The sequence below is a fragment of the Shewanella loihica PV-4 genome (genome assembly GCF_000016065.1).
Taxonomy (GTDB): Bacteria; Pseudomonadota; Gammaproteobacteria; order Enterobacterales; family Shewanellaceae; genus Shewanella; species Shewanella loihica.
Genome location: NC_009092.1, coordinates 1,300,137 through 1,325,869, shown reverse-complemented (window position 1 = coordinate 1,325,869; position 25,733 = coordinate 1,300,137). Strand labels below are relative to the sequence as shown.

Annotated in this window: 27 protein-coding genes; 14 read left to right on the top strand and 13 right to left on the bottom strand. The window is 51.6% G+C overall.

Annotated elements, in window-relative coordinates:
- Positions 1-17 precede the first annotated feature (17 nt).
- Both SHEW_RS05930 and SHEW_RS05925 read right to left on the bottom strand, forming a co-directional pair.
- Positions 18-722 (bottom strand): OmpA family protein, encoded by a 705-nt coding sequence (locus SHEW_RS05930; RefSeq protein WP_011864954.1) that lies wholly within the window; start codon positions 720-722, stop codon positions 18-20.
- A 216-nt stretch (positions 723-938) separates the two neighbouring features.
- Positions 939-1,361 carry a PACE efflux transporter gene (locus SHEW_RS05925; RefSeq protein ID WP_011864953.1) on the bottom strand — a complete coding sequence of 141 codons (423 nt, stop codon included), beginning with the start codon at positions 1,359-1,361 and terminating at the stop codon, positions 939-941.
- An 85-nt stretch (positions 1,362-1,446) separates the two neighbouring features.
- On the opposite strand from SHEW_RS05925, the gene SHEW_RS05920 reads away from it, so the two are divergent.
- The gene (locus SHEW_RS05920) at positions 1,447-2,322 is read left to right on the top strand and encodes a LysR family transcriptional regulator (RefSeq protein ID WP_011864952.1); all 876 of its coding nucleotides are present in this window, start codon (positions 1,447-1,449) and stop codon (positions 2,320-2,322) included.
- Positions 2,323-2,470: 148 nt separating this feature from the next.
- Here the strand turns inward: SHEW_RS05920 and SHEW_RS05915 are convergent, their stop codons facing one another.
- Positions 2,471-2,920, bottom strand: coding sequence for a DUF924 family protein (locus SHEW_RS05915; protein WP_011864951.1), 450 nt, complete (start codon positions 2,918-2,920; stop codon positions 2,471-2,473).
- Between the two features lie 260 nt (positions 2,921-3,180).
- A complete protein-coding gene (locus tag SHEW_RS05910) occupies positions 3,181-3,744 on the bottom strand; it encodes a DUF4136 domain-containing protein (protein WP_011864950.1) in 564 nt (187 codons plus the stop codon).
- Between the two features lie 173 nt (positions 3,745-3,917).
- Between SHEW_RS05910 and SHEW_RS05905 the strand changes: the two genes are divergently transcribed.
- The 4 genes from SHEW_RS05905 to ruvX all read left to right on the top strand — a co-directional run bounded on the left by SHEW_RS05905 (position 3,918) and on the right by ruvX (position 5,793).
- Positions 3,918-4,232: a hypothetical protein gene (locus SHEW_RS05905; protein WP_011864949.1), complete on the top strand. Its 315-nt coding sequence runs from the start codon at positions 3,918-3,920 to the stop codon at positions 4,230-4,232.
- Between the two features lie 216 nt (positions 4,233-4,448).
- The gene (gene yciH, locus SHEW_RS05900) at positions 4,449-4,778 is read left to right on the top strand and encodes a stress response translation initiation inhibitor YciH (protein WP_011864948.1); all 330 of its coding nucleotides are present in this window, start codon (positions 4,449-4,451) and stop codon (positions 4,776-4,778) included.
- Between the two features lie 16 nt (positions 4,779-4,794).
- On the top strand, positions 4,795-5,352 hold the full coding sequence (locus SHEW_RS05895; protein ID WP_011864947.1) for a YqgE/AlgH family protein: 558 nt from the start codon (positions 4,795-4,797) through the stop codon (positions 5,350-5,352).
- Positions 5,353-5,373: 21 nt separating this feature from the next.
- Positions 5,374-5,793 carry a Holliday junction resolvase RuvX gene (ruvX, locus tag SHEW_RS05890; RefSeq protein ID WP_011864946.1) on the top strand — a complete coding sequence of 140 codons (420 nt, stop codon included), beginning with the start codon at positions 5,374-5,376 and terminating at the stop codon, positions 5,791-5,793.
- A gap of 1,058 nt (positions 5,794-6,851) precedes the next feature.
- On the opposite strand, the gene SHEW_RS05885 is transcribed toward ruvX, so the two are convergent.
- Complete coding sequence (locus SHEW_RS05885; RefSeq protein ID WP_011864945.1) at positions 6,852-8,240, bottom strand: RNA-binding domain-containing protein; 1,389 nt, start codon at positions 8,238-8,240, stop codon at positions 6,852-6,854.
- Between the two features lie 573 nt (positions 8,241-8,813).
- Here SHEW_RS05885 and SHEW_RS05880 point away from each other — a divergent pair.
- Positions 8,814-9,827, top strand: coding sequence for an IS110-like element ISSlo1 family transposase (locus SHEW_RS05880; RefSeq protein WP_011864733.1), 1,014 nt, complete (start codon positions 8,814-8,816; stop codon positions 9,825-9,827).
- A gap of 416 nt (positions 9,828-10,243) precedes the next feature.
- Here SHEW_RS05880 and hemH read toward each other — a convergent pair whose 3' ends face one another.
- The 3 genes from hemH to SHEW_RS05865 form a co-directional block, all read right to left on the bottom strand.
- Positions 10,244-11,257 carry a ferrochelatase gene (gene hemH / locus SHEW_RS05875; RefSeq protein WP_041406501.1) on the bottom strand — a complete coding sequence of 338 codons (1,014 nt, stop codon included), beginning with the start codon at positions 11,255-11,257 and terminating at the stop codon, positions 10,244-10,246.
- A gap of 180 nt (positions 11,258-11,437) precedes the next feature.
- The gene (locus SHEW_RS05870; RefSeq protein ID WP_011864943.1) at positions 11,438-12,550 is read right to left on the bottom strand and encodes a PilT/PilU family type 4a pilus ATPase; all 1,113 of its coding nucleotides are present in this window, start codon (positions 12,548-12,550) and stop codon (positions 11,438-11,440) included.
- 12 nt (positions 12,551-12,562) lie between these two features.
- Entirely contained in the window at positions 12,563-13,600 is a 1,038-nt protein-coding gene (locus SHEW_RS05865) for a type IV pilus twitching motility protein PilT (protein WP_011864942.1), read from the bottom strand.
- A 35-nt stretch (positions 13,601-13,635) separates the two neighbouring features.
- On the opposite strand from SHEW_RS05865, the gene SHEW_RS05860 reads away from it, so the two are divergent.
- The 8 genes from SHEW_RS05860 (at position 13,636) to SHEW_RS05825 (ending at position 20,515) form a co-directional block, all read left to right on the top strand.
- Positions 13,636-14,337 (top strand): YggS family pyridoxal phosphate-dependent enzyme, encoded by a 702-nt coding sequence (locus tag SHEW_RS05860; RefSeq protein WP_011864941.1) that lies wholly within the window; start codon positions 13,636-13,638, stop codon positions 14,335-14,337.
- An 81-nt stretch (positions 14,338-14,418) separates the two neighbouring features.
- Positions 14,419-15,237, top strand: coding sequence for a pyrroline-5-carboxylate reductase (proC, locus tag SHEW_RS05855; RefSeq protein ID WP_011864940.1), 819 nt, complete (start codon positions 14,419-14,421; stop codon positions 15,235-15,237).
- A gap of 60 nt (positions 15,238-15,297) precedes the next feature.
- Positions 15,298-15,846 (top strand): YggT family protein, encoded by a 549-nt coding sequence (locus SHEW_RS05850; protein WP_011864939.1) that lies wholly within the window; start codon positions 15,298-15,300, stop codon positions 15,844-15,846.
- Positions 15,847-16,137: a DUF167 family protein YggU gene (yggU, locus tag SHEW_RS05845; RefSeq protein WP_011864938.1), complete on the top strand. Its 291-nt coding sequence runs from the start codon at positions 15,847-15,849 to the stop codon at positions 16,135-16,137.
- Between the two features lie 86 nt (positions 16,138-16,223).
- Positions 16,224-16,658, top strand: a complete 435-nt coding sequence (locus SHEW_RS05840; protein ID WP_011864937.1) for a DUF4426 domain-containing protein — start codon at positions 16,224-16,226, stop codon at positions 16,656-16,658.
- A 141-nt stretch (positions 16,659-16,799) separates the two neighbouring features.
- Positions 16,800-17,399, top strand: a complete 600-nt coding sequence (rdgB, locus tag SHEW_RS05835; protein WP_041407003.1) for an RdgB/HAM1 family non-canonical purine NTP pyrophosphatase — start codon at positions 16,800-16,802, stop codon at positions 17,397-17,399.
- A complete protein-coding gene (hemW, locus tag SHEW_RS05830; protein ID WP_011864935.1) occupies positions 17,399-18,538 on the top strand; it encodes a radical SAM family heme chaperone HemW in 1,140 nt (379 codons plus the stop codon). The genes rdgB and hemW overlap by 1 nt, the downstream gene beginning before the upstream one ends.
- Before the next feature lie 135 nt (positions 18,539-18,673).
- Complete coding sequence (locus SHEW_RS05825) at positions 18,674-20,515, top strand: DUF885 domain-containing protein (RefSeq protein ID WP_011864934.1); 1,842 nt, start codon at positions 18,674-18,676, stop codon at positions 20,513-20,515.
- 134 nt (positions 20,516-20,649) lie between these two features.
- Here SHEW_RS05825 and SHEW_RS05820 read toward each other — a convergent pair whose 3' ends face one another.
- From SHEW_RS05820 to SHEW_RS05800, 5 genes are all read right to left on the bottom strand, one after another.
- Positions 20,650-21,324 (bottom strand): hypothetical protein, encoded by a 675-nt coding sequence (locus SHEW_RS05820; protein WP_041406499.1) that lies wholly within the window; start codon positions 21,322-21,324, stop codon positions 20,650-20,652.
- Between the two features lie 749 nt (positions 21,325-22,073).
- A complete protein-coding gene (locus tag SHEW_RS05815; protein WP_011864932.1) occupies positions 22,074-23,015 on the bottom strand; it encodes a LysR family transcriptional regulator in 942 nt (313 codons plus the stop codon).
- Between the two features lie 345 nt (positions 23,016-23,360).
- Entirely contained in the window at positions 23,361-24,191 is an 831-nt protein-coding gene (locus SHEW_RS05810) for a YggN family protein (protein WP_011864931.1), read from the bottom strand.
- A 299-nt stretch (positions 24,192-24,490) separates the two neighbouring features.
- Entirely contained in the window at positions 24,491-25,405 is a 915-nt protein-coding gene (gene glsB, locus SHEW_RS05805; RefSeq protein WP_011864930.1) for a glutaminase B, read from the bottom strand.
- Positions 25,405-25,728 (bottom strand): YggL family protein, encoded by a 324-nt coding sequence (locus tag SHEW_RS05800; RefSeq protein ID WP_011864929.1) that lies wholly within the window; start codon positions 25,726-25,728, stop codon positions 25,405-25,407. The genes glsB and SHEW_RS05800 overlap by 1 nt, the downstream gene beginning before the upstream one ends.
- Positions 25,729-25,733: the final 5 nt, after the last annotated feature.

Here is a 25,733-nt window from a genome sequence, read left to right as displayed (position 1 = left end):
AATAAAATGGACCAGTATTACCTGGCCTCAACTATAAACTCGACTCTACGATTCAAGGCCCGCTCGCCAGGACCAAAGTTATCGGTCACGGGCTGACTGGCACCTTTGGCGACTATCGACAGTCGCTCCGCCTTAACACCATAATCTTGAACAAAAATCTGTTTCACCCGCTCGGCGCGCTGGCGTGACAAACTAAGATTCACCGCCTCGCTGCCTATATTATCCGTATGCCCGACCAGGGTGAGCCTTGCATCACTCGCGCTAAGAAAGTCGCGCACCTTGGCCAGTTGCGGCCACTGGTCGATACTCACCTCGGCACTGGCGAAGGCAAAGTAGACGCGCACGACATTGGACTCGCCTATCGACCTCTTAACCTGCTCGTCTTGCTTATTCTGTCTGGCTTGCCCATATTGGGCTTTCTGAGCGGCAGGCTCACAAAAGCTCAGCAGCTCTCCCTCGGGCGCGATGCAAGCTATTTCACCTCGCCTTATCTCGCAGCCCTTAGCATCGACCACGGCATTGGGGCGAGAGTGCGGGCAGGCATCTTTACTGTCTGGCACGCCATCTAAATCGCTATCGATCCAGCCAAGAGCCAGCGCGGCGCCACTGATGCATAAGCCGCAGACAACACAGATTAAGCCTAGGCTCAGCTTAATGGCAAACGAACTGCTTCTAATCGGCATTTTGTGGGCAAAGGCCCTTGGACCACTCATATCTGTCATATAATGCACTCATGCAGCTATCTCAAGCAGAACTATCTCAAACAGAGCTATCTCTAGCAGAGCTATCTCAAAACGCATGAAAAACAATCAAATATAAAGATGCAGACAGGGATACATTTTATATCCTTCTGCCTGCATCTCCAATATAAGAATATCTATCTAGTGAAATTAATTCTCATTTTGGCCATCACCTAGCCGCCGCGTGCACTGACCTCGTTAAGCCTTCGCACGCTGCCCATAAAACTTAGATCTTGCCCAGTCAAAAAGCCAGTTAAAGATAATGGCATAGAAGAAAAACACCACTAAGAAAACCGCCTCCAGCATCAAAGATTGCCAGATGGTGATCCCCAGAAACCAGGCCACCACAGGCACAGTCACGAAGACTAATCCACCTTCGAAGCCCAGGGCATGCACCACCCGCAGTTTAAGCGAGCGCTTGGTACGATCTTCACCGAAATAGTTGTCGAACCCCAGGTTGTAGAAGTAGTTCCAGGTGACAGTATAGAGGCTAAGACCAATACCGACGGCGGCCATCTCACCCACACCGTGGCCGGTGAACCAGATGGCGATGGGCACTACTAAGGCCAGGGCAAAGATCTCAAAAAGCACCGAATGTAGGATTCTCTCTGTAGTAGACATGGTCGTCGCTCCGCAAATTTAACTTGCGACCATTTTTATCCATATTTATGATACATAAAAGTTAGATACCATCTCATTTTACGATATGCCGACACTCGAGCAGCTACAACTCTTTCTGGCGACTGTGGAAACCGGTTCCTTCTCGGCGGCCGCCCGGCGCCTCAACAAGGTGCAATCTGCGGTGAGCCAGCAGATCATCAACATGGAGATAGACTGCGACAAGCAGCTGTTCGACCGCAGTGGCCGCTATCCTGTGCTCACCCCGGCCGGTCAGACCCTGCTGCCCCAGGTCAAGGCGGTGATCGCTCAGCACCTAAGGCTGCAATCCCTCATAAGCTCGCTGGACGCCGGCCTGCCGCAACAGTTTCGTCTGGCGATCGATGAAGGGGTACCCTTCTCTGAGCTCAGCCAGCACCTGAACCTGTTTGCCGACAAATACCCCCTTATGCAGCTCGAGCTGCGCATGCTGCCCAGCAAGGAGATCATCGAGCAGGTGAGGCAGCAAAACGTCGACATGGGGGTGATCTTCAGCGAGGAGATCTATCCCCAGCAGATAGACTTCGAATCCTTGGGGTCGGTGAAGTTTGAGCCTGTGGTCAGCCCTAATCACCCACTGGCCAAGGCGGAGACCAACAACCTCGACCAGTTGAAGCTTCACCGTCAACTCACCATAGGCAGCAAGCAGACGCAGCAATCGAGCTTTCAGGCAGAGCACTCGCCTCAGCTCTGGCTGGCCGACAGCTACTACGCCCTGCTAGATCTGGCCAAGTCAGGCTTCGGCTGGACACTACTGCCTGAACATTTAGTGCAGGACGCCCTGGCCCAGGGGCAGCTGTGCCCGATTCCGCTGAATATGGAACAGATGGGCTGGATTGCCAACGTGGATCTGATCCAGCACAGCAGCGTCAACCAGGAGGTGAGTCAGGTATTCCGCCAAATCTTAAGCGCCGCCATCGCCTAATTAGGCTCTGACGGCCGATTAGCGGTGCAGCTGAGCTAGGAGAGCGAGGTTGAAGAGAGTAGTAGGAGATCTGGGATAAGAGAGCCGAGTTAAAAGATAGGCGTGGCGAGCCGGATGACTCGCCAGCGATAGGCTCTTGAGTAGTAATCTAATTTGCGAGCGAGGCCTGCTGATACCAGTGGCTCCAGGCTGGCCTAGCGGTGGTTGCCATGTGGGATTGCATCCCTTCAAGCAAGCGAACCAGCAATGCCCTGTCTTCACTCTTGCTGGAATAGAACAGGGGATCGTAGAAGCAGCGACGTTGCAGGGGCTCAAGCTGGGTATCGAAGCCGCGGTCCACGCCGGAGACACAGAGATCCCGCGCCTTAAGCTGCAGCGCCAGGGCCGCCTCGTCTTCCAGCAGATGCGCCACAGGCCCCATGAGAAGGATAAGTGCCAGACGCCCCGGCGGATTCTTCTGCCAGTGCTCCAGCTCTCCGGATTTGGCGCCGCCCAGCAGCTGCTGCCAATGACTCAGGGTCTCCTGGCTAAGCTCCTTAGCCTCGACGCCTTCGCCCTTCTCATAGTGGTGAAACCACTGCTGTAAAAACTGTTCCACGCTGCCCCCTAGATACGATTAAATCATGAGTTTAAAAAATCCTGGTCGAGGCAGCATAACACCAGGCCAGCGGTGGAATAACTAGGACTTTGGTCGAAGGAAGGTGCAAATATGCCCCTAAACGCGCCACCCGGGTCACACTTCTTAGTGATGGGACAGATGCCAGGTTCGAACCATTAGAGAGAAATGATAAAGAGAGCGGGACATTAAAAAAGCGGCCTCTTGGCCGCTTTCATCTTAACTCTTAGCTCATAGAGAGGCTATTTCGCCTCTTTCTGTGGTGGGTAGTTGAGCATCATGGCCGCTACTGCCTTGTTGACCACCTCGACGCGCTCCTCTGGGGTGCTCTTGTCACGAATGGTATCGGCCACAGAGCCGCGCCAGATAAGCTTGCCCGTCTCTTTGTTGATCATGTCCAGCACCAGGGTGCCCACCTCATACTCACGTACCGTGGTCTGGGTGTGAACGCTACCGCCCCAGCCCCAACCCGGGCCATAGTAGTAAGGGTCGTAACCAAAGTTGGTATTAAAGGTATCGACATTGATCTTCTTGTCGACCTTAGTGAAGTAGTTCACCAGCACGTCGGCGTTGTCCGCCTCCACTTTGCTGATCCCCTTCATCTGCAGTTCACGGTCTACCGCCTCGCGAACGCGCTGATCCATCAAGCCATCTAAGTTGTAGGTGGTATCTTCAGTCTTCTTCACCACCCATGCATAGCTCTTCACATCATCGAAGTTGACCTTGGGATCATAATCAGAGCTGGTTTTCAGTGTGCTACAGGCCGACAGGGCAAGTGCAGCGGCTAAGATAATCACCTTTTTCATAGACTCTCCAGCATGTTTCAGGCATGACTTAAACAGGAATTTATCCTAAAGCTTACATAGCAAACCTCTGTTCTACAACTCTTCTTTATTGTAAATAGCGTTTCGTTCAGCTTGACTTCAGCAAAAGCCCAAATGATAATGATTATCAATTAGTGTTATATGAGATCTGTCCCATGACTTGGTTTATCACAGCATTTGTTATCGCCAGCGCCATCTTCATGTTCGCCCCTAAATCTTTGGCCACGCCCATAGCGGAGAGCCCCAAGGTAAAGACCTCCCAGTGGGTGCTCTTTACCCTGCCCCTACTGGCCTTGGTCATCATGATGATCGCCATGGCGAAGGGCTATAGCTCGAGTCATGCCAGCATCGCCATCGGCTTCGCCCTCACCGCCTGCAGTGTGGCCATCAGCCGTTTTCACCGATTCATCCTCCCCTGCGCCGCCTACACAGGCCTGTCGCTGCTGATGTTGGCGCTGCAGTACCTATAGCCTCTAGGTTTCGCTAAAAGAGTTTTGCTCACTGATTGCGTCAGCTCGCCCGGCGCCTTGGGATGTTAATACATCGATACCTCCCTGCATTTGGTATCTATGCTTATCCATGACCACCCTAGGGTGGTCTTTTTTTCGTATCTAAGAATTACTCCTCCCACAAGGGAGTTTCAATTTGATAAACTCAGGGTATCTTAGTTAAGCATGTGACAGATGATGAGAATCGATCCCAATATTGCCCTGGTGTACAGCACTGATGGCGGCAAAATCGACCAGCCCAAGGAAACCAAGGCCATCCCAGAAGGCGACGGCATAGTGCGCATTCATAAAGACAGCAAGGGCCGTAAAGGCAAAGGCGTCTCAGTGATCAAGGGCCTTGGCCTGGACGAGAAAGAGCTCAAGGCACTGGCGCAGAAGCTGAAAAAACAGTGCGGCTGCGGCGGCACGGTAAAAGAGTTCAACATAGAGATCCAAACAGACAACAGAGAGCAGCTGAAGACACTGCTGGAAAAACTGAATTATCAGGTGAAACTGGCGGGTGGTTAACCCATTGGAGCGCTAGATGGATAGTTTGCAAAATCATTTACTCATTGCCATGCCCTCGCTTAAGGACACCTTCTTCGAGCGCAGCGTGATCTACCTGTGTGAGCACAACGAACAAGGCGCCATGGGGCTGATGATCAATCGCCCCATAGGGGTCGATGTCAATGAGCTGCTCAGGCAGATGGAGCTGGATGATTTTCACACCATAGAGAGCATCAACAGCAAAGTCTTGGTCGGCGGCCCCGTGGGACAGGAGAAGGGCTTCGTGCTACATACGCCGCAGCCACAGTGGAGCAACAGCCAGCAGATCAGCGACGATCTCATGCTCACCACCTCAAGAGACGTGCTCACCTCCCTGGGCAGCAAAGAGGCGCCCGAGCAGTTTATCGTCGCCCTCGGCTACGCTGGCTGGGGCCGTCATCAGCTGGAACAGGAACTGGCCGACAACACCTGGCTCTCCATCCCGGCCAATATTGACCTCATGTTCAACACAGATCATGAGAGCCGCTGGCAGAAGGCCACAGAATCACTGGGCTTCGACATCTGGCAGCTCTCCTCCCAGGCCGGTCACGCCTAACAGTAAAGGATAAAATTCACTATGAGTTCAGCAAGCGTCTTGGGCTTCGACTTCGGCACCAAGAGCATAGGCGTCGCCATCGGACAGCAGATCACCGGCAGCGCCACTCCCCTCGCCTCCCTCAAGGCCAACGACGGCATCCCCAGGTGGGAAGAGATAGAGGCGCTTATCCAGGAGTGGAAACCCGACCTTATCGTCGTCGGCCTGCCCCTCAACATGGATGGCACAGAGCAGGAGATGACCCAGCGAGCCCGCAAGTTTGCCAACCGCATCAGCGGCCGCTTCGGCGTCAAGACCGCCACCCAGGATGAACGTCTCACCACAGCCGACGCCAAGGCCAGGCTATTTGAAATGGGCGGCTACAAGGCCCTCTCTAAGGGCCAGGTCGACTCCATGTCGGCGGTACTCATCATCGAGAGTTATTTCGAGAATCTCTACTAAAATTTGAACGTTCGAAGGCGGCCAAACAAGGCCGCTTTTTGCTGCGCGGAAACTCGCTCTCTGAGTTTTTCTCTGATTGTAGCCCGTACCTTTCTGACAGTTTCGATGTCATTTGATGGCCAACTGTTACTGTTTTGAATTGCTTGCAGCAGGTGCAGAGCATGGACGCACCAATGTCGCGAATACAGGGATGTGTAAAAGCGATCTCTTCGTGTATTAGAGAGAACACAACCAAAGCTTGGTTTGTTCCTTAGCAAGGCAAATTGCAGCGTTAACTGTCAGTGTTTTAAATTGCTTGGCAGCAGGCTTTATGTGCAGGTACAGCTGCGGCACGCTGTAAACCCTTCCCTGGGCGCTCTACGATTTCGTCCCTGAAATCGAAGGCCTCAGCCGTACCTACACCCAGTTATCCATCTCTTCGATTAGACGGCATGTGAAAGTTCTTGGCATTTCCGAGTTAGATTTTTGTTCAATTCAATTTGGAACTGCTTAATATTTACGCAGTTAACACACTGTTAAAAAGAGAATTTTGGTTACTACAATGTGAAATGAAACAGCCAAGTAAACTTTGTCCACTTTCAAACAGTTTCTTATACATATTTACCTTTTTAACCACCATTCATTTTCTATATCTTTCTTTGTTATCCAGCGATATAGTTTGCGGAATGTTGGTACTGCATATTCCGTTTTGAGTTCTAAATTACATGCAGTACATGTAGATATTACAAACATAGCCCTAATTAATGGCCTCTGCCGAGACTCAAAATATACGAATGGATCCTCACTAAATTTGACTCTATGAGATGTATTCCCACATGCACTACATTTAGGCTCTCCATTATTGTTTTTGAGGAAGTTCATAATGAATTCATGCGCTTCTAACTCCCAAGCTGTAGCGACTGCGCTTGCTCCACAATACTCACAATATTTTTCTTGAGCCGAGTTACCTCGTTCGCAAGCTAGGCAACTCCATCTATAACCTGACATTTTCACCTAAAAGTATAACGCCTCAAACACCGGCGCAGCTTTGCTGCGTCCGAGTGCTTTGATTTGTTAGCCTATGCTTTGATGTACCGGTAGTTAAAGGCAGATGCATTTTCATCTTCTAGCTTTATCTCACCGGCCGCTCTCAATTTTTGCAAGGCAAGCTTAACTTTTTGCATATCATCTTCACCACTAAGTTGCCTTACAAGCTTATTTGATATGGATGAACTAGGGTTGTTAGAGAAATACTGTAGAATGACATCCTCTACCGATGCGACTTTTTGGTGTTTGATGGTGACAATAAACGCATTTTCTTTTTCGTAAAAGATAGGGTCAACGAGGCCGGCTTTTTTTAGCTCATTTTTGGCGGTATCTAATCCCTCTCCAATATCGTGATTAACCGGATTTGGAAGATTGTGTAGCATGCGAACCACATTGGGGTTTCTAGAAAATCGCTCATCGTAAAGGTTCTCCAGTGTCATGTAACCTGGAAGCTTACCCGGGCTCTGTACTTCAACTCGATTGTCAAAAACTCGCACATGAATGTCATCATTAAGGCTATAGTCTCGATGAATAACGGCGTTTACGAGTATTTCCTTCAATGCCTCTGATGGATAGTTGAGCTTTACAATCTTGCCAGCATCCTGAAAGGAAGCTCCATCGATGTATTTAGTAACTTGATTAACGGTTTTCTCAATTACACTTTCTACGTCGCCATTTATTGTCACGGGCATTTCTTCAAGCTGCTCTCGCTTATACTCGGTTTCAGTCGTCCTTAGCCTATAAACCTTTACAGCACACCGTTTCTCTAAGGTAGCTTGGGGCTCATCATCAAATAACAGAACGGAACCAACATTCGGAACTCTTTCACCATCTTTTTTTGTTAGTAAGCGCTGTTTTCTTAAGAAAGCTTCTGGTAGCAAATGGGTGCCAACGCGCTCCATGTACCTAGAGAGCAATTCACCCTCTGAAATATCTTCTATATCAACGTTATCTAGAGCTCTTCTTTCATATGGTTCTGCACCTTTTGAATAGCCTAGCTGAGTAATACGGTCTCCTTTGATTTTTCTTTTAGCTGCATTAATTCTAATGTAACAATCTCCAGAAGCTGTGTAGTGAACTTTAGGGCTTTTGGGGATGCCAAAATGTAAAATCAGCCCCTTGCCTTCAACTTCTAAAAACTCAATAACGACATTTTCAACAGCGGGATTGGTCTCTTCCAAAAGAGTCGATATTAGAGCATTCGCATCCTCTTGCTCTCCGAACCCTATAACCCGCTCACCCGTTTCAGATTTATCTTCTATACCTATGTATAAATCCCCGCCATCAGAGTTCGCAAAAGCAACAAATGTCTCTTGAAGCTTGCCTGGATTAATCCTTTTGCTTTTTACGTCATTAAAGTGATCTTCATTTAAGGCAAGGAGCGCATCCAGTTCGTCCTGGTCAATATTTCTTACTTCCATATGTTCCTCTATTGCATGTTGCGGAGTTCAATCGATGATTAGGGGCTAATATTTTATTAGTGAGCATGCGCGTCTATCATATTAGGCCAGTGAAACGCGCATTGTTAACTGATTGTATTGCAACGAAGTTATCACCTTTACTTCAAATACACCATCCGTCAAATCGCGCATGCGCGTTTTCCAAACCTATTATCTACTTAATCAAAAGCATAAGTGATTAATTTTAAAAGTGTTAACTTTGACAACAATGGAAAAACGCGCACGAATTTCGACTTAAAATCACCCAAAAGTCACATCATTAAAATACGACTGTATACCTGTCCAGTTTCAACTGCTTGTTATGAGTTGCTTCAAATAAGCAAAGATGCGCAAAATCTTTTCCCTTTATAAGCAACAAATGAAATCAAATCGAAGAGACGTTTAGATACGAGTGTAAGCACGCTTTTGGCTCTTGGCGGCATGGACGCCGCCGTGAAGCCCACACGGATGATGAGATGGACACCTCTTGTGAAGTCGGCGTCAAAAGCGCCATATTGAATTTACAAGGTTCAATGTCAACAAAAGGTGTCCACTATGAAAGTTACTCTAATTGGTATCGATTTGGCAAAAAATGTTCTTCAGGTTTGCGGTGTCAATCAAGTCGGTAAAACGCTCTTTAATCGCACCGTTAAACGCACTCAACTGTTGAAAACGCTCGTTCAGTATCCAGATGCAGTGATTGCCATGGAAGCCTGTAGTGGCTCAAATTATTGGGGCCGAGAGCTGTTGTCGCGTGGATTTGAGGTAAAACTTATCCCACCACAGCATGTGAAGCCCTTCGTGAAAGGCAATAAAAATGACCGCAATGATGCCTTTGCAATCTGTGAGGCTGCGATGCGCCCCAACATTATCTTCGTTAAGCCAAGAACCTTAGCGCAGGTCGATATCATTATTTCCCATCGAATTCGCGAGCGTCGTATTCGTGTCAGAACCGCGTTGACCAATCAAATACGTGGATTGTTGAGTGAATACGGCATTGTTATTCCCAAAGGCCGCGACCCGCTCAACCTTGCTCTACCTGAGTTACTCGAAGATGCCGATAACTCACTAACCACCACCGCCCGCAGGTATATCAGAGAGTTACTTGATGAGCTATATGCCATCAATGCTTCGATTAAAGCACTGGAAAAAGAGATTCGACTACAGGCAAGAAATCATGAAGATACCAAGCGGTTAACCGCCATACGAGGTGTCGCTGAAATTATTGCTACGGCGTCGGTATCGTTCGCTGGTGATGGTTCTGGGTATCAAAATGGGCGACATTTCTCGGCAAATTTGGGGCTGGTACCGAAAGAATTCTCAAGTGGTGGAAAACAGAAATTAGGAGCTATCACCAAGCGGGGAAACAGCTATCTAAGACGACAGCTGATTCAAGGTGCTTGGTCTGTCATACGCTATGCAAAGAATAATGACGACAGGTTATCTGTCTGGGCAAGAAAGGTCATTGAACGAAGAGGCAAACAGAAAGCGGCGGTAGCTGTGGCCAACAAACTCGCCAGGATAATTTGGGCGATGCTTTACTACAAAACGGAGTACAGACCTAGCTAAACAACAAGAACAATTACATACCCTAAAAACCGAACACAATTAATGAAGTAACAGGTAATACCGGCCTTCGTAAATGCTGAGAGAGCACAAGGTGTTGTAACACCGAACGGACGATAAGCAGCGAAGGCGCGGTTCTCATTAAGGCCAGAGCACAATGATGCTCACAAACAGGTCGGATATACGTACGCAGTATTACTTTCTGTTACTCACAAAATGTTTGATCTATCCGAGGTGTCCATATACGTGCTTGCGGCGTGCCAAAAGAGTGCTTGCACATAAGCCTGCCACAGGCAATTGATAGAAGTGAAAGTACAACCTTCAACTCATTTAATAAGTGAGCATGTCGCCAAATGCTAATCAAGCAAACTAATGCCCCCCTTGAGGCAACCAAGAATCCCCCCTTTAACCTAACCAAGTTAAAGATACGGCCTCACCAGATTCACCATCATCTGAATATGCAGTTCCTGGTCATTGAGACAGGGAATATAACGATACTCGCTGCCACCGGCCTGGGTGAACACATCCCGGTTCTCATGCTCGATCTCCTCGAGTGTCTCCAGACAGTCGGCGCTGAACGCCGGGCAGACGATGGCCACATCATCCACGCCCTCTTTCGCTAACGCCTCCAGGCTGGCATCCGTGTAGGGGCCGAGCCACTTGGCCTTGCCAAAGCGCGACTGGAAGGTGGTGATATAGTCGTCATCAGTGAGCCCTAGGCGTTCCACCACCAGGCGGGTGGTCTTCTGACACAGGCAGTAGTAGGGGTCGCCGAGATTCAGGTTGCGCTCGGGCATGCCATGGTAAGAGAGCACTAACTTCTTCGGCTTGCCATGTTGCTCGAAGTCCTTAGCGATAGAGTCAGCCAGCGCCGCAATATAATCTGGGTGGTCATGATAGCTGTTGATAAAGTGCAGCGACGGCAGGTAGCGCCACGAAATCAGCTCCTTGGTCAGGGCGTCGAAGGCCGAGGCCGTGGTGGGCGCGGCGTACTGAGGATAGAGGGGCAAGACGATGAGCTTGTCGGTTCCCTCGCTATGGAGACGTCTCAGCGTCTCCTTAACGCTCGGCTCGCCGTAACGCATGCAGAAATCCACATTAACGTCACTGCCATTTTCACTCAGCTTTTGCGCGAGCTTGTCCCGCTGCGCCTGGGTGATCGCCATCAGAGGCGAGCCCTGCTCCGTCCAGATAGACTGATACAGGGCGGCAGACTTTGCCGGGCGGATGCGTAAAATGATGCCGTGCAGTATCAGCATCCACACCAGCTTAGGGATCTCCACCACGCGGGGATCCGAGAGAAACTCCGCCAGATAACGACGCACGGCGCCCGTAGTTGGCGCATCCGGTGTGCCCAGATTCATCAGCAGTACCGTCGTCTTGCCACGACCGCCATGGCCCTGCTGTTTATTCAATCCAAAGTATTTTGCCAAAGTGATTCCTTGTTTTTGTCTGTGTTGCCCAACGCGCTTTCTTTTTCTTTGCACCTGGGCACCTGGCCGAGGCTAATGATGCATGGGCATCAGTACGCGGTTCGGCCCCTTAGAGATCAATCGCCACACATAAAAAAACCGATAAAGGGATTATCGGTTTTTTCAAAGTGCAATAAGAGGCTAGTCGAGATCCAGCGTCACACCTTCCATGAAGCCTGAGCTTGCCGATTCTGAGCTTTGCAGCTTGATCATCAGACGCAGATCGTTTGGCGAGTCGGCGTGGTGCAGCGCATCCGAGTAGCTGATCTCACCTTCCACATAGAGCTTGAGCAGCGCTTGGTCGAAGGTCTGCATCCCCTGCTCGTTGGATTTGGCCATGGTTTCCTTAAGCAGATGCAGCTCGTTCTTCTGGATAATGCTGGCAACCCTTGGGGTGTTGATCAGCACCTCGATGGCCGCCCGGCGACCCGTGCCATCTGCCTTAGGCACAAGTTGCTGCGCTACGATGCCGCGAAGGTTCAGCGACAAGTCGAACAGCAGCTGCTGGTGCTTACTCTCGGGCACCAGGTGCATGATGCGGTCCAGCGCCTGGTTGGCGTTGTTGGCGTGCAGGGTAGCCATACAGAGGTGACCGGTTTCGGCGAACGACAGGGCAAACTCCATGGTCTCCTGGGTACGGATCTCACCGATCAGGATCACATCCGGCGCCTGACGCAGTGAACTCTTGAGCGCGGCATCGAACGAGTCGGTATCTATGCCCACCTCACGCTGGGTGATGATGCTCTTGCGATGGTCGTGGACAAATTCCACCGGATCTTCGATGGTGAGGATATGACCACGGGCGTGGGAGTTGCGGTAACCCACAAGCGCCGCCAGCGAGGTCGACTTACCTGTACCCGTACCACCCACCATGATGATAAGGCCACGCTTACTCATCACTAGGTCTTTCAGGATCGGTGGCAGCTTAAGATCTTCCACCAGCGGGATCTTGGTCTCGATGCGACGCATCACGCAACCTGGTGACTCGCGCTGCCAGAAGGCGCTGACACGAAAACGTCCCAGGCCCTTCTCGCCATAGGCAAAGTTACATTCGCGGGTCTCATGAAACTCTTTGCGCTGGGCCTCTGTCATCAGGGCCTCGACAAACTCCAGCGACTGGGCCGGGGTAAAAGGGTTCTCGGCTAAGGGGCGCACCTCGCCATCAACCTTAGCGCTGGGGGGAAAGCCGGCGGTGATGAAGAGATCCGACGCCTTGCGCTCCACCATCACCTTTAAAAATGGACGAACTTCCATACTCAAACCTTACTAGAAACTAGCGTTTTTATTAGAACTCTTGGCCATCGCATCTTCACGGGTGATCAGGCCACGGTTGACCAGATTTTGCAGACACTGATCTAGGGTCTGCATGCCGTGGGCCATACCCGTTTGAATGGCCGAGTACATCTGTGCCACCTTATCTTCGCGAATAAGGTTACGAATCGCCGGGGTACCCATCATGATCTCGTGGGCCGCCACACGACCGCCGCCAACCTTCTTGATCAGGGTCTGGGAGATTACCGCCTGCAGGGACTCAGACAACATGGTACGCACCATACTCTTCTCGCCCTCTGGGAATACGTCGACCACACGGTCGATGGTTTTCGCCGCCGAGGTGGTGTGCAAAGTACCAAATACCAAGTGACCGGTTTCCGCCGCCGTCATCGCCAGACGTATAGTTTCGAGGTCACGCATCTCACCCACCAGGATCACGTCCGGGTCTTCACGCAGTGCGCTACGCAGCGCGGCGTTGAAGCTGTGGGTGTGTCTGTGCACCTCACGTTGGTTGATAAGACACTGCTTGTTCTGATGCACGAATTCGATAGGGTCTTCGATGGTCAGGATATGGTCGTGACGGTTCTCGTTCACATAATCTATCATGCCCGCCAGGGTGGTACTCTTACCCGAACCTGTCGGGCCGGTTACCAACACCAGACCACGGGGAAAGCTGGCAATCTTCTTGAAAATCTCAGGGGCGCCCAATTTCTCCAGGCTTAAGATCTCGCTGGGAATGGTACGGAACACCGCCGCGGCGCCGCGGGACTGGTTAAAGGCGTTCACACGGAAACGGGCTAAGTTGGGCACTTCGAACGAGAAATCTATCTCTAAATGCTCTTCATAATCTTTACGCTGTTTGTCGTTCATGATGTCATAAACGAGGCTGTGTACGCCTTGATGATCCAGGGCCGGCAGATTAATCTTTCTGACCTCACCATCAACACGTATCATGGGAGAGACTCCCGCAGAAAGGTGTAGATCCGACGCGTTGTGTTTTACACTAAAGGCAAGTAACTCTGTGATTTCCATAGTATGGGATATCCATTCAACCAAAAACTTACAACATGACAACAATAGCAGACAGACTGGCCGACGCCCACCAAAGAATCGCTCAAGCGGCGCAAAATTCATCACGTGACAGCAGGGAGATACAGCTGCTGGCGGTCAGTAAAACCAAGCCGATAGATCAGATAGTAGCGGCATATGATGCCGGGCAGCGGCTTTTTGGTGAAAACTATGTTCAGGAAGGTGAAGAGAAGATAAATGCCCTGCGCGAAAGCCATGGCGACATCGAATGGCACTTCATCGGCCCGCTACAGTCGAACAAGACCAAGAGCATCGCCGAGCACTTCGACTGGATGCACACACTCAGCCGAGAGAAGATCGCCAAACGCCTGAGCGAGCAGCGCCCCAGCCATCTTGCGCCGTTGCAGGTCTGCATCCAGGTGAATGTCAGCCAGGAGCAGAGCAAGTCGGGCGTTAATCCAGATGAGGTCGCTCACCTGGCCGAAATCATCGCCTCCCTGCCCAGGCTGACCCTGAGAGGGCTTATGGCCATTCCCACCGCCACAGACGATGTTGCGCTGCAGCAGGCCGAGTTTAGCCAGATGCAGGCCCTGTTCGAGGCGCTGAAACAGCAACACCCGAGCCTGGATACCCTCTCCATGGGGATGAGCCAAGATCTTGAGCAGGCGATCGCCGCAGGCTCGACCATGGTGCGGATCGGCAGCGCCATCTTCGGCGCCCGGGACTATGCCAAAGCCTAGAATATCGCGCCTAAGGCTTAGCCCTTGTAATTAGCCTAAGCGCCCAAATATAGATAGTTAGACGAATAAATAGAGACCCTTATGACACAGAAGAAGATTTGTTTTATCGGCGCGGGCAACATGACCCGCAGTATCACCAGCGGCCTGGTCAAGGGCGGCTATGCACCTGAGCTTATTCACGCCACTAACCCCAGCGAAGGCAAACTCATCGCCCTTAAGCAGGATTTAGGCATTCGAGTCTCCCACGACAACCTGCAGGCTGCCGATGAGGCCGACGTTATCGTACTGGCGGTGAAACCTCAGCTGATGCAGCAGGTGTGCGAGGCGATGAGCGGACTCAACTTGAAAGACAAGCTTATCGTCACCATCGCCGCCGGGGTCACGGCCGAGCGCTACCACGCCTTCTTCAAGCAGCCGATTCAGCTTATCCGCACCATGCCCAACACCCCGACGCAAATAGGCCTTGGCATGACGGGGCTCTACGCCGAGCAGGGCGTGAGCGCGCAAGACCGCGAGCTGTGTGAGCAGCTGATGCAAACCGGCGGCGAAACCGTATGGGTCGAAAAGGAAGAGGATCTCAATCAGGTGATCGCCCTGGCGGGCAGTTCTCCAGCCTATTTTTTCCTTATGATGGAGGCTATGATTGACAGTGCCAAACAAGATGGCGTCGACGAGCAGACCGCCCGAGAGATGGTGCAGCAGGCAGCATTAGGCGCGGCCGCTATGGTGAAGCAGAATCCACAGCTTTCGCCAGCGCAATTAAGGGAAAATGTCACCTCTAAGGGCGGCACCACGGCTCAGGCCCTAGCGGCGTTCGAGCGCGCCGGCCTGAGGGAGATAGTGCGCACCGCCATGCACGACTGCATGGACAGGGCTCAGGAGATGGCGAAGCAGTTTTAGGGCTGGCCTTATATAGGTTTAACCCTAGTTTTATTCGATACAGCACAGTAGAGAAACACAATGGATGCATTAAGTTTTTTAGTGAACACCCTGTTTGACCTGTACCTCATGGTGGTCATCATTCGTATCTGGTTGCAGCTGGCCCGCGCCGATTTTTACAACCCCTTCAGCCAGTTTGTAGTGAAGGCGACCCATCCCGTGGTCGGCCCCATGCGCCGCTTCCTGCCGCCGCTGGGCGGCTTAGATACTGCCTCAGTGGTACTCGCCCTGGCGGTGGTGGTGATCAAGTTTGTGATCCTCAGCCTGATGGCGGGCGCCGCCATTAACCTGCCTATCATACTCCTGGTGGCACTGGTCTCTGTGCTGAAACAGGCGGGCGTGTTGCTGTTCTGGATGCTTATCCTGCGCGCCATCCTCAGCTGGGTCAGCCAGGGCCACAACCCGATCGAGATGGTGATGGCGCAGCTAACCGAGCCGCTGGTCGCCCCTATCCGCCGGATCATCCCTCCCATGGGTGGCCTGGATTTCTCTGTGATGATCTTCATGTTCGGCCTGATCTTCATCAACAAGCTCTTGTCTCAGTACGTTCCCTTCTGGGCCAACGTCTAGATGGGGGTTGTCACCAAAGAACAAGACGACCTCGTCATCAGGCTCTATATTCAGCCTAAAGCCAGTCGGGACCAGATTGTTGGTCCCCACGGCGACGAGCTTAAGGTGGCCATTACCGCCCCGCCCATCGACGGCAAGGCCAATGCTCACCTGTGTAAGTTTCTGGCGAAGCAGTTTAAGACGGCCAAGGGCAATATCCTTATCGAGAAGGGGGAACTTGGGCGCCACAAGCAGATCCGCGTGGTGATGCCAAAAGAGATCCCCGAGGCTATATCTGTCTTAATCCCATGAAATGTGTAAGCAAATAAACTAAGGCGCCGCAGCCTAAGACTTTAATAGCTATACTAGAATCAATTATCCCGTGACAGGAGTTCACCATGATACGTACCCTTTTTTGTGCCCTGGCGCTTACCCTGCTTAGCATGGGCAATGCCGCGGCGGAGCAGAAGCAGAGCGTCGGCAATTTCGATATCCACTATGTTGCCCTGGGCAGTACCTTTATCACCCCCTCTATCGCCAAGACCTACGGCATCAAGCGCAGCAGCTATACCGGCCTTATCAATATTTCAGTGCTCGATACCAGCGCCGAAGGCACGCCGGCCATTCCGGTAGAGATCTCGGGGATCGCCAACAACCTGCTCGATGCCAGGGTAGAGCTGACCTTCAAGGAGATACGCGAAGGCGAGGCCATCTATTACATCGCCGAGGTGCCCTACCGGGACGATCAGGAGATCAACTTTCAGATAGCCATCAAGTATGGCAACAAGCTCAACACCCAGCTGAAGTTTAAGCAGAAGTTTTACGTCGATTAAGCGGCACCATTAAGCCAGTTCAAACCCAGTTGAAGCCGCGCCCCGCGCGGCTTGTTGTTATTTAAGCAGATGCCCTATCGTTTCCCCGCCAGCTTGGGTATGATTGCGGCCATTGAAACCTGCCACCATGAGTCAGCGAAAATGAATCAAATCGTATTAGCCAGCGGCAACAAGGGAAAACTGAAAGAGTTTGCCGAGATCCTTGCCGAATTTGGCATAGAGGTTCTGCCACAGAGCCAATTTAATGTTCAAGAGGTCCCGGAAACCGGCACCACCTTCGTCGAGAACGCCATCATCAAGGCTCGCCACGCCGCCCAGGTAACCGGCCTTGCGGCCATCGCCGACGATTCCGGCCTGGAAGTAGACGCCTTAGAGGGTGCCCCCGGCATCTACTCGGCCCGCTACGGCGGCGAAGGCGCGAGCGATAGCGACAACTACACTAAGCTGCTCGGCGCCCTGAATGACAACGACAAGCGCAGCGCGCGTTTTCAGTGCATCCTGGTCTACATGCGTCACGCCAAAGACCCGACCCCAATCATCTGCCAGGCCTCCTGGGAGGGCAGCATAGGCTTCGAGCCTAAAGGCGATAACGGTCATGGTTATGATCCAGTCTTTATTCCGATGGATCATGAGTGCAGCGCCGCCGAGCTGAGGAGCGATGAGAAGAATGCCCTCAGCCACAGAGGCAAGGCGATGCAACTGCTGCTAAGCGAACTCAAGGCCAAGGGTGTACTCGGCTAATGCTTACGCTTCCTCCGCTCAGTCTCTATATTCACATTCCCTGGTGCGTACAGAAGTGTCCCTACTGCGACTTCAACTCCCATGGCCAGCATGGTGAACTGCCGCAGCAGGAATATGTGGACGACCTTCTCAATGATCTGAAAAACGATGCGGCCTATGTACAGGGGCGCAGCCTGCACTCCATCTTTATCGGTGGCGGCACGCCCTCCCTGTTCGATGCAAGCCAGATAGAGCGACTGCTCGATGGTGTAAGGGCGCAGATCCCTTTTGCACCGGATATAGAGATCACCATGGAGGCCAACCCTGGCACACTAGAGCACGATGACTTTAGCGCCTACTGCGCCGCCGGGGTGACTCGCCTCTCCATCGGCGTGCAGAGTTTTTCCAGCGATAAGCTCAATCTGCTAGGGCGAATTCACGACAAGCATGAGGCGGAAGTGGCGGCTACCAAGGCGGCCCAGGCCGGTTATCAGAGTTTTAACCTGGATCTCATGCACGGCCTGCCCAATCAAAGCTTCGAGGAAGCGATGCGGGATATCGATAAGGCGGCGGCCCTCAATCCGCCCCATCTTTCCTGGTATCAGCTCACCATAGAGCCTAATACCCTGTTTCACTCAAAACCGCCCCAGCTGCCGGATGATGAGGCGCTGTGGCAGATCTATGAGCAGGGCCAGCAGCGCCTCGCGGCGCTCGGCTATGAGCAGTATGAGATCTCCGCCTACGCCAAGCCCGGCTACCAGTGTCGTCACAACCTCAACTACTGGCAGTTTGGTGACTATCTGGGGATCGGCTGTGGTGCCCACGGCAAGATCACCATGGCAGAAGATCAGCGCATCTACCGCACGGTGAAGATAAAGCATCCCAAGGGTTATCTGGGCGCCGGTGACTATCTATTCGATAAGAGCGAGGTACTAGCGGAAGACAGGGCGCTGGAATACCTGATGAACCGCCTGAGGCTGATGTCGCCCATCCCTAAGCGCGAGTTTGAGAGCCGCACCGGCCTCTCGGCAGAGGTGCTGAATGAAGGCATGGCGCGGGGCGCGGCGAAGGGACTGGTCATCATACAAGATGAACATTGGCAGCTCACGGCCAAGGGGCAGATGTTTGTCAACGAACTACTTGGGCTATTTTGCGAATAATCTTTCCCCTCATTCGAGGGGAACAGAAACATTTTCTAACACTTAGTTTGCATATTTAATCGTGGGCTTTATTAGGATAACAGGCACTAATCAACAAACGCCAAGTTTGGCCAATAGAGTTAAGCCAATAAAGTCATGCCAATAAAAACAAAAACAACTATGCTCGCCATCTCACTGGCGACACTCCTTTCTGGCGCAGTGCACGCCGCGCCAGTTTCACTCCCTCTACTTAGCGCCAGCGAACCGGTACAGAAGATCAGCGCCCAGGAATCGGAGAAGGCCAATCAACTGTTCGAAACCATCTTCATGGAAAATGTGATGGCCAGCCCCATCAGCCAGACCCATCTTGGGATCAAGACAGACTATGGCAAGTGGGATGAGCGAGGGGAAGCTGCCGACAAGAAGAGCCTTGCAAGAGATAAGCAGCATCTGGCCCAGCTTAAGCAGATAGACAAAAGCAAGTTAGATGCCCAGACCCTGCTTAGCTACGACCTGCTGACTCAGAAACTCGAGCAGAGCATCAGCGACTACAAGTGGCGCCTGTATACCTACCCGGTAAACCAGATGTACGGCGGCCACTCCATGGTGGCATCATTCCTGATCAACCAACATCAGATAGACAGCGTCTCGGACGCCGAGGCCTATATCAGCCGCCTCAAGGGTGTGCCCCACTACATGCAGCAGTTGGAAGAAGCCCTAGAAGAGCGCGCCAAGGCGGGCATCATAGCGCCTAAGTTTGTGTTTGCCTATGTACTGTCAGACAGCCGCAACATCATCAGCGGCGCCCCCTTCGATCAAACTGATGACAGTGCCATCTGGGCCGATTTTCAGCGCAAGGTGGCTAAGCTAGCGATAGACGATGCCCAGCGCAATAAGCTACTCGATGAGGCCAAACAGGCGCTGACCGCTCAGGTTAAGCCTGCCTATGACAAGCTTATCGCCTATGTCGAAACCCTGGAAAAGCGCGCCGATACCAAAGATGGTGTATGGAAGTTTAGAGACGGCGAGGCCTTCTACAACAACGCCCTGGCACGCACTACGACCACCCACATGACAGCCGATGAGATCCACCAGCTGGGGCTCGCCGAGGTGGACCGCATCCATCAGGAGATGCGCGCCATCATGAAGAAGGTCGGCTTCGAGGGCGATCTTAAGGCCTTCTTCAAGTTTATGCGTGAAGATAAGCAGTTCTACTATCCCGACACAGAGGAAGGCCGCACCGCCTATCTAGACGATGCCAAGGCATTGATAGATAACATCTCCTCTCGTCTGGACGAGGTGTTTTTTGTTAAGCCTAAGGCGCCCATGATAGTCAAACGGGTCGAGGCGTTCAGAGAAAAATCGGCCGGTAAGGCCTTCTATAATCAGCCCACACCTGATGGCAGCCGCCCAGGCACCTACTACGCCAACCTGTATGACATGGAGGCCATGCCCAAGTATCAGATGGAAGCGCTGGCCTACCACGAGGGTACTCCTGGCCATCATATGCAGATCGCCATCGCCCAGGAGCTGCAAGGGATCCCTAAATTCAGAAAGTTTGGCGGCTACACCGCCTACATAGAGGGCTGGGGGCTGTACAGCGAGTTCTTCCCTAAGGAGATGGGCCTGTATAAAGACCCCTACTCAGATTTTGGCCGCCTAGCCATGGAGCTATGGCGCTCATGCCGCTTGGTGGTGGATACCGGCATCCACGCCAAGCGTTGGACCCGCGAGCAAGGGATCCAATACTATGTCAACAACACCCCTAATGCCGAGTCAGACGCCATCAAGATGGTGGAGCGTCATATCGTGATGCCATCACAGGCAACCGCCTACAAGATAGGCATGCTCAAGATTGTCGATATTCGCGAGAAGGCCAAGGCGATCATGGGCGATAAGTTCGATATTCGCGAGTTCCACACTCTGGTACTCAAGAACGGACCGCTGCCGCTGGATGTACTGGAAGCTAAGGTGATGAACTGGGCTCATAAGGCCTAACTCATCACTAGAGCCAGTATTTAAGGCATAGTTAGCCATAAGAAAGGCCGCTCTCAACCAGAGCGGCCTTTTTAGTTTTATCGGCTAATTCTATTCTGAATCAAGGCTAACGCCTCTTAGCTGAGGATTAAGGCTTACTCGCTAAAGCCCTCAGGGGTCACCTTGATAAGCTTAGTCACCTTGTTGGTGGGCGCCTCGGCCATCGCCTGCTGATCGCCATGGGTGAGATAGCTCAGCGACACACTCGAGGTCAGCTCAAACGGCTCCTCGGTCTGCAGGGCGCTTATCTCAACCCTGTCTCCGATAAAGTAGCTGTCTAACTGCTCAATATCACCAAGCTTGTGATTGATGCTAAACAGCCCCAGATAGGCGAACACGCCGCTGCCCTGATTGGAGACGAAGAAAGGCGCCACAAACAGCATCTCGTCGCTGTTTGTATCCGACACGCGCTCTTCATCCCCGTCGGCGACATGGTTCAGCGTCACTATCTTCATATAATCCAGGTGCACACTGCCACGCTCTGGGCCATCCTGATAATCACCGCTGGCAAAGCGTCTGTCGCCGCTCAGGCTGATACTGGTGAGTCTCGCCTCGGCCTGAGACTCAGGCAGCTTGATAGACCAAGCCTTATGGGTCTTGATGCTAAAGAGGGTAAGCATCACCTTATCGACATCCTCATCTAAGGGGATGACACTGCCATCTTCCTTAACCACATAGAGATCGTCATTAGTAAAATTAAAACGGTAGACACCCGCCAGCACCACTAGAACCAGCAACCCCACAATCAACAATAAGATCTTACGCGCCATATACTTCCCTTTATCTCGCTTCGCACTCATCGCGCCATGCCCTTTATGCAATGGCCTTTAAACGATGGCCTTTAAGCAATGCGTCGTACACGAAACGAGCTGAATTAAACAATATCAGCACGATACCCTGAGTAATACTCAGATACCATGCACGGCGCATTAAACTATCTTTATTTTTCAGTCATAAGAAACTAAAAGATGAAGATGTTTGGTCAAAGCCAAAGCACTATGACAGAAGGGGAAGCTACAGGAAAAGATTGGGCGGAGATCTGGACGCTTAATAATCCAAGGCCCTAAAAGAAAAATACCCCAGCAATCTTTGCTGGGGTAAACCAAAACTAGGATGATGGTTTTAAGGCTAGCATTGTTTTAGTTCTTAAACCGCTGCCAGCATTGATTCAAGATTGCAGTAACGCCGACCTGTGCAACCAAACGAGAGAGGGGTCATTCTCTGGCTCGGCTAACTGATTCAGGTCATCCCGATATCAACTGCCACCATTGTATTAAATTAAGAACAGACTGCAACGTGAATTCCTCTCAAGCTTTAGCTCAAGCTAAATAAGCCATCGCAAAATAGAGAGGTAATACCAGTGCAACTACATGATTATAAAAAGATAACCCCCGACATCAAAAATACCGGGGGTTATCGTCTTGTTATCAGAACAATGTTTTTAAGTTATTGATAACTGAAAATGGTAAAGACCTTAACAGCAACATGGATAAAATGCTGTTTTTTCAGCCACATCCTGCTATTTACGCTGGGCATACAGGGCGGCGTATGGCTCATCCCAATATGGTGGTGAACCGATATGATCCTTAATGAAGTCGATAAAGGCGCTCACCTTAGGTGCCAGGTGTTTACGTCTTGGGTAAACGGCCTGCAATGGCAGATGGTGAGTCAACTGCCATTCCGGCAATAAGGGAACCAGGGTGCCCTTCTCTATCTCATTCTCAAGCAGGTAACTGGCGAGATACACCACACCCAGACCGCTCACGGCTGCAGACTTGAGCGCCGGCGCGTTGTCGACCCTGAAGTTACCCGATACGCCAATCTCACAATAATCGTCACCCTTCTTAAACTGCCACACGCTGTGCTCATGCCACTCGCCGTGATACACGAGGCAGTTATGGTCCACCAGCTGCTCTGGACGCTCAGGGTAACCGTGCTTGGCCACATACTCGGGAGATGCTGCCAGCAGGAACTGACACTTCATCAGGGGCCTGGCCACCATGCCAAGCGGCAGCTGCTCAGACATGGTCAACAGGAGATCTAAGCCCTCACTGACCACGTCAACCTTATGATCCAACAGGCTAACCTGTAGCTCCAACTCAGGGTGTCTGGCCATGAAATCTGGTAAGGCAGGAATGATGTGCATGGTACCGAAGGATTGGGAGATCCCCACCTTGAGTACGCCGCGCGTGGCATCGTTGAGATTGTGTACGCTGGCGACCGCCTGATCGGCATCGCGAAGCAACTCTTCACCCTGGGCATAAAGCAGCTGTCCGGCCTCGGTTAGACTCAAGCTACGAGTGGTACGCTGTATCAGCTGAACACCTAATTTATGCTCAAGGTCGGCAACCTGAGTACTGACCTTTGATTTAGAAATCCCCAATTTTCGCGCGGCAGAGCTAAAGCTCCCGGCGCGAGCAACATGAGTAAAAATTGCAATAGGTTCTAAAAGTTCTAACATTTAAATAGCCTTAAGGTGTTTGCGACCCTATAAATACCAATTATAAATCATAGAGATACCTCCTAAACGCGAAGTTATCCCCTTGACTATGCAGATTATTTTAAGAGTAGAGTCAGACTGTTAGCCATTTCGTTATCGAAATTTCGCCAGCATTGTTATTATTTTTTACAAGTATACCAAAGATTTGCTCTTTGATTCTAATACCTATTTTCTAGCCACTATACACCCAGTTAGGAGTGGAGGAAAAGTCATAACAATGGCAGGTCCAGAATAAAAAAAGCCCTGCACCCAAGGTAAGTGCAGGGAAATGTGGATCTTGCTATGCCAGAGGAAATCGTTTGCGGGCTATTCCCGCAGGGTTTGTTGCTTAGCGCTCACCAGTGGGTAGTCACGTAGGGCCGGTACTTCACTGCGCATCTGGGACTCTAGGGCCACCAGCTGCTGGAAGTTGTCACATAGCTTGTCGGCGCGCGCCTCGAGATCTGTGGCCTGCTGTTCAATCTGGGCTTCGATATCGTCACCCACCTTGTCCATCTTGGCTGAGAAGGCATTCATCTTCTCCTCGAAGCTCTCGCCGTCGCCCTTCATCATCTCGCTGCCCAGGGTCATCATCATGCTACCGATAGAGCTCTGCACCAGCTGCTCCATCTCTTGTTCGAACTCTTTGCCGAAGGTGTCTTCGATAGAAGATTCGGTGGCGCCCAGGTAGAACTTGTCGCCATTTTGATAGGCAACCGTGTCGATACGCTTCGACAGGCCGTCCATCATCTCATCGATCTTGGCACCGGCGGCATCACCCAGCAGCGGCGTGAGCGCCATGCTCACGGCGGTAGACGCGATATCGACGGCGTCATGCACCACGTCGATCACCTCGGGAAGCTGCTTAGACACCTCACCGGCATACTGATTAACCAGCGCCTGCTGCTTGTCGTTTAGCTCAACCTTGTCACCGTTAACATAGAGACGTCCAAGTTCGATGCGATACACTTCTTTCTTCGCCTCACTGACCACCAACTTGCTCGGCTCGACCGAAACATCATAGTTGAGGCTCACCTCGCACTGTTTGTCATCCCGTCCGAACGAGATATGGTTGTCCTTATCTTCACCGGCCCAGGCGGCGCTGGTGGTGGCAAGTACGAAAGCTGTCAGTCCAAGAGATGCGGTCAATTTCTTCATATTCTTATTCCTTAAGTCATCGAAAATCACATGATGAGAAGCTTAAGGTGCACCATGTGTCGTTGATGACTAACAATACAGGTATCGTGCCAATTTTAACTAATCAAATATAATCAATGAATTAGGCAAAACTTACTATGTGGACTAAGGCTGTAAGTCGGCGATGGGCTAACAAAAGTAAAGCCTTCAACCAGTTTTTAGTAAATTTCACCATCGATTTGAATACAGCTAAGACATGAACAGTAGAATGCAGAGAAGGATAAAGACAGAACGATGGTTTAAATTAACCAGGCGCTCTTTTAGAAGATAGAACGGCCCAGGGCTTGGGAGAGCTTCTCGAGTGCGGCGGTGCCCGCTAGAGAGTTACCGTTTTTATCTAGCTCGGGTGACCAGACACAGATGCTCATATCGCCCGGGATCACGGCTATGATGCCGCCGCCCACGCCGCTCTTACCCGGCATGCCGACCCGATAGGCAAACTCACCCGCACCGTCGTACAGACCAGATGTCGCCAACAGGGCGTTAAGCTTACGTGTCTGTATGGGCGAAACCACCTGCTCTGCCGAGAGGCTCTGGCCTCGGTTGGCCAGATAGAGCATGGCTTTGGATAGATCGGCGCAGCTCATCTTCAGCGCGCAGTAGTGAAAGTAGTTTCTCAGCACCCTATCGACATCGTTATTAAAGTTGCCGAAGGACTTCATCAGGTAAGCGATGGCAGCGTTACGGGCGCTGTGCTCATATTCAGAGGCCGCGACACGCTTATCATAAATCACATGAGGGTTGGCGCTCAGCTTTCTGACCACCTCGAGCATACGATGCTTAGGCGCGCCGAGGCGACTCTGCAACAGATCGGCGATAATAAGTGCGCCGGCGTTGATAAAGGGGTTTCTCGGTACTCCGCGCTCGAGCTCTATCTGCACCAGGGAGTTAAAGGACTGCCCCGAGGGCTCCTTACCGACGCGAGACCAGATCTCGGCCTCCTCGTACAGGGTCAGGGCGACCGTGAGGCTAAAGACCTTAGAGATACTCTGGATCGAAAAGGGCTCGAGATAGTCTCCAGCCCCTATGGTTTGACCATCGATTGTGGTCACGGCGATCCCAAGCTTGGTAGGATCCACCTCGGCCAGGGCAGGAATATAGTCGGCGACCTTGCCCTTTCCCAGCAGAGGACGCACCTGCTCGATAATAGTCTCGAGCAGGTCCTTCTGTGGCATTAGTTCCACCAGATGTCGTACAGCTCGCTGACCACGACGTCTTTTACCGGCTGACTCTTCCAGAAGTCACTCACGGCCTGCCTGTCTTCTTCGGTGCACTTGCCGATAGTTTGAGTGGCGATGATGCCTTCCCACTCTTTATGGCCGCCACCGTGGAAACCTAGCTTTCTCACCTCGATCACCTGGTCGATAAACTGATCGACGATAGCATCGATCTGCTCTTCGCTTACCGAATCATCGAAGGTCCAATTCACATCGAAGCCGAACTCTTGAAACTCATCAATGCGTAATTTTTTACGTAAACGACGACTACGTGTTGCCATGTGTA

What these genes read in the sequence shown, in the direction of transcription:
- SHEW_RS05930 (WP_011864954.1), bottom strand. Translation starts at nt 722, where the DNA reads ATGACAGATATGAGTGGTCCAAGGGCCTTTGCCCACAAAATGCCGATT.
- SHEW_RS05925 (WP_011864953.1), bottom strand. Translation starts at nt 1,361, where the DNA reads ATGTCTACTACAGAGAGAATCCTACATTCGGTGCTTTTTGAGATCTTT.
- SHEW_RS05920 (WP_011864952.1), top strand. Translation starts at nt 1,447, where the DNA reads ATGCCGACACTCGAGCAGCTACAACTCTTTCTGGCGACTGTGGAAACC.
- SHEW_RS05910 (WP_011864950.1), bottom strand. Translation starts at nt 3,744, where the DNA reads ATGAAAAAGGTGATTATCTTAGCCGCTGCACTTGCCCTGTCGGCCTGT.
- SHEW_RS05905 (WP_011864949.1), top strand. Translation starts at nt 3,918, where the DNA reads ATGACTTGGTTTATCACAGCATTTGTTATCGCCAGCGCCATCTTCATG.
- yciH (WP_011864948.1), top strand. Translation starts at nt 4,449, where the DNA reads ATGAGAATCGATCCCAATATTGCCCTGGTGTACAGCACTGATGGCGGC.
- SHEW_RS05895 (WP_011864947.1), top strand. Translation starts at nt 4,795, where the DNA reads ATGGATAGTTTGCAAAATCATTTACTCATTGCCATGCCCTCGCTTAAG.
- ruvX (WP_011864946.1), top strand. Translation starts at nt 5,374, where the DNA reads ATGAGTTCAGCAAGCGTCTTGGGCTTCGACTTCGGCACCAAGAGCATA.
- SHEW_RS05885 (WP_011864945.1), bottom strand. Translation starts at nt 8,240, where the DNA reads ATGGAAGTAAGAAATATTGACCAGGACGAACTGGATGCGCTCCTTGCC.
- SHEW_RS05880 (WP_011864733.1), top strand. Translation starts at nt 8,814, where the DNA reads ATGAAAGTTACTCTAATTGGTATCGATTTGGCAAAAAATGTTCTTCAG.
- SHEW_RS05870 (WP_011864943.1), bottom strand. Translation starts at nt 12,550, where the DNA reads ATGGAAGTTCGTCCATTTTTAAAGGTGATGGTGGAGCGCAAGGCGTCG.
- SHEW_RS05865 (WP_011864942.1), bottom strand. Translation starts at nt 13,600, where the DNA reads ATGGAAATCACAGAGTTACTTGCCTTTAGTGTAAAACACAACGCGTCG.
- SHEW_RS05860 (WP_011864941.1), top strand. Translation starts at nt 13,636, where the DNA reads ATGACAACAATAGCAGACAGACTGGCCGACGCCCACCAAAGAATCGCT.
- proC (WP_011864940.1), top strand. Translation starts at nt 14,419, where the DNA reads ATGACACAGAAGAAGATTTGTTTTATCGGCGCGGGCAACATGACCCGC.
- SHEW_RS05850 (WP_011864939.1), top strand. Translation starts at nt 15,298, where the DNA reads ATGGATGCATTAAGTTTTTTAGTGAACACCCTGTTTGACCTGTACCTC.
- yggU (WP_011864938.1), top strand. Translation starts at nt 15,847, where the DNA reads ATGGGGGTTGTCACCAAAGAACAAGACGACCTCGTCATCAGGCTCTAT.
- SHEW_RS05840 (WP_011864937.1), top strand. Translation starts at nt 16,224, where the DNA reads ATGATACGTACCCTTTTTTGTGCCCTGGCGCTTACCCTGCTTAGCATG.
- rdgB (WP_041407003.1), top strand. Translation starts at nt 16,800, where the DNA reads ATGAATCAAATCGTATTAGCCAGCGGCAACAAGGGAAAACTGAAAGAG.
- hemW (WP_011864935.1), top strand. Translation starts at nt 17,399, where the DNA reads ATGCTTACGCTTCCTCCGCTCAGTCTCTATATTCACATTCCCTGGTGC.
- SHEW_RS05825 (WP_011864934.1), top strand. Translation starts at nt 18,674, where the DNA reads ATGCCAATAAAAACAAAAACAACTATGCTCGCCATCTCACTGGCGACA.
- SHEW_RS05820 (WP_041406499.1), bottom strand. Translation starts at nt 21,324, where the DNA reads ATGGCGCGTAAGATCTTATTGTTGATTGTGGGGTTGCTGGTTCTAGTG.
- SHEW_RS05815 (WP_011864932.1), bottom strand. Translation starts at nt 23,015, where the DNA reads ATGTTAGAACTTTTAGAACCTATTGCAATTTTTACTCATGTTGCTCGC.
- SHEW_RS05810 (WP_011864931.1), bottom strand. Translation starts at nt 24,191, where the DNA reads ATGAAGAAATTGACCGCATCTCTTGGACTGACAGCTTTCGTACTTGCC.
- glsB (WP_011864930.1), bottom strand. Translation starts at nt 25,405, where the DNA reads ATGCCACAGAAGGACCTGCTCGAGACTATTATCGAGCAGGTGCGTCCT.
- SHEW_RS05800 (WP_011864929.1), bottom strand. Translation starts at nt 25,728, where the DNA reads ATGGCAACACGTAGTCGTCGTTTACGTAAAAAATTACGCATTGATGAG.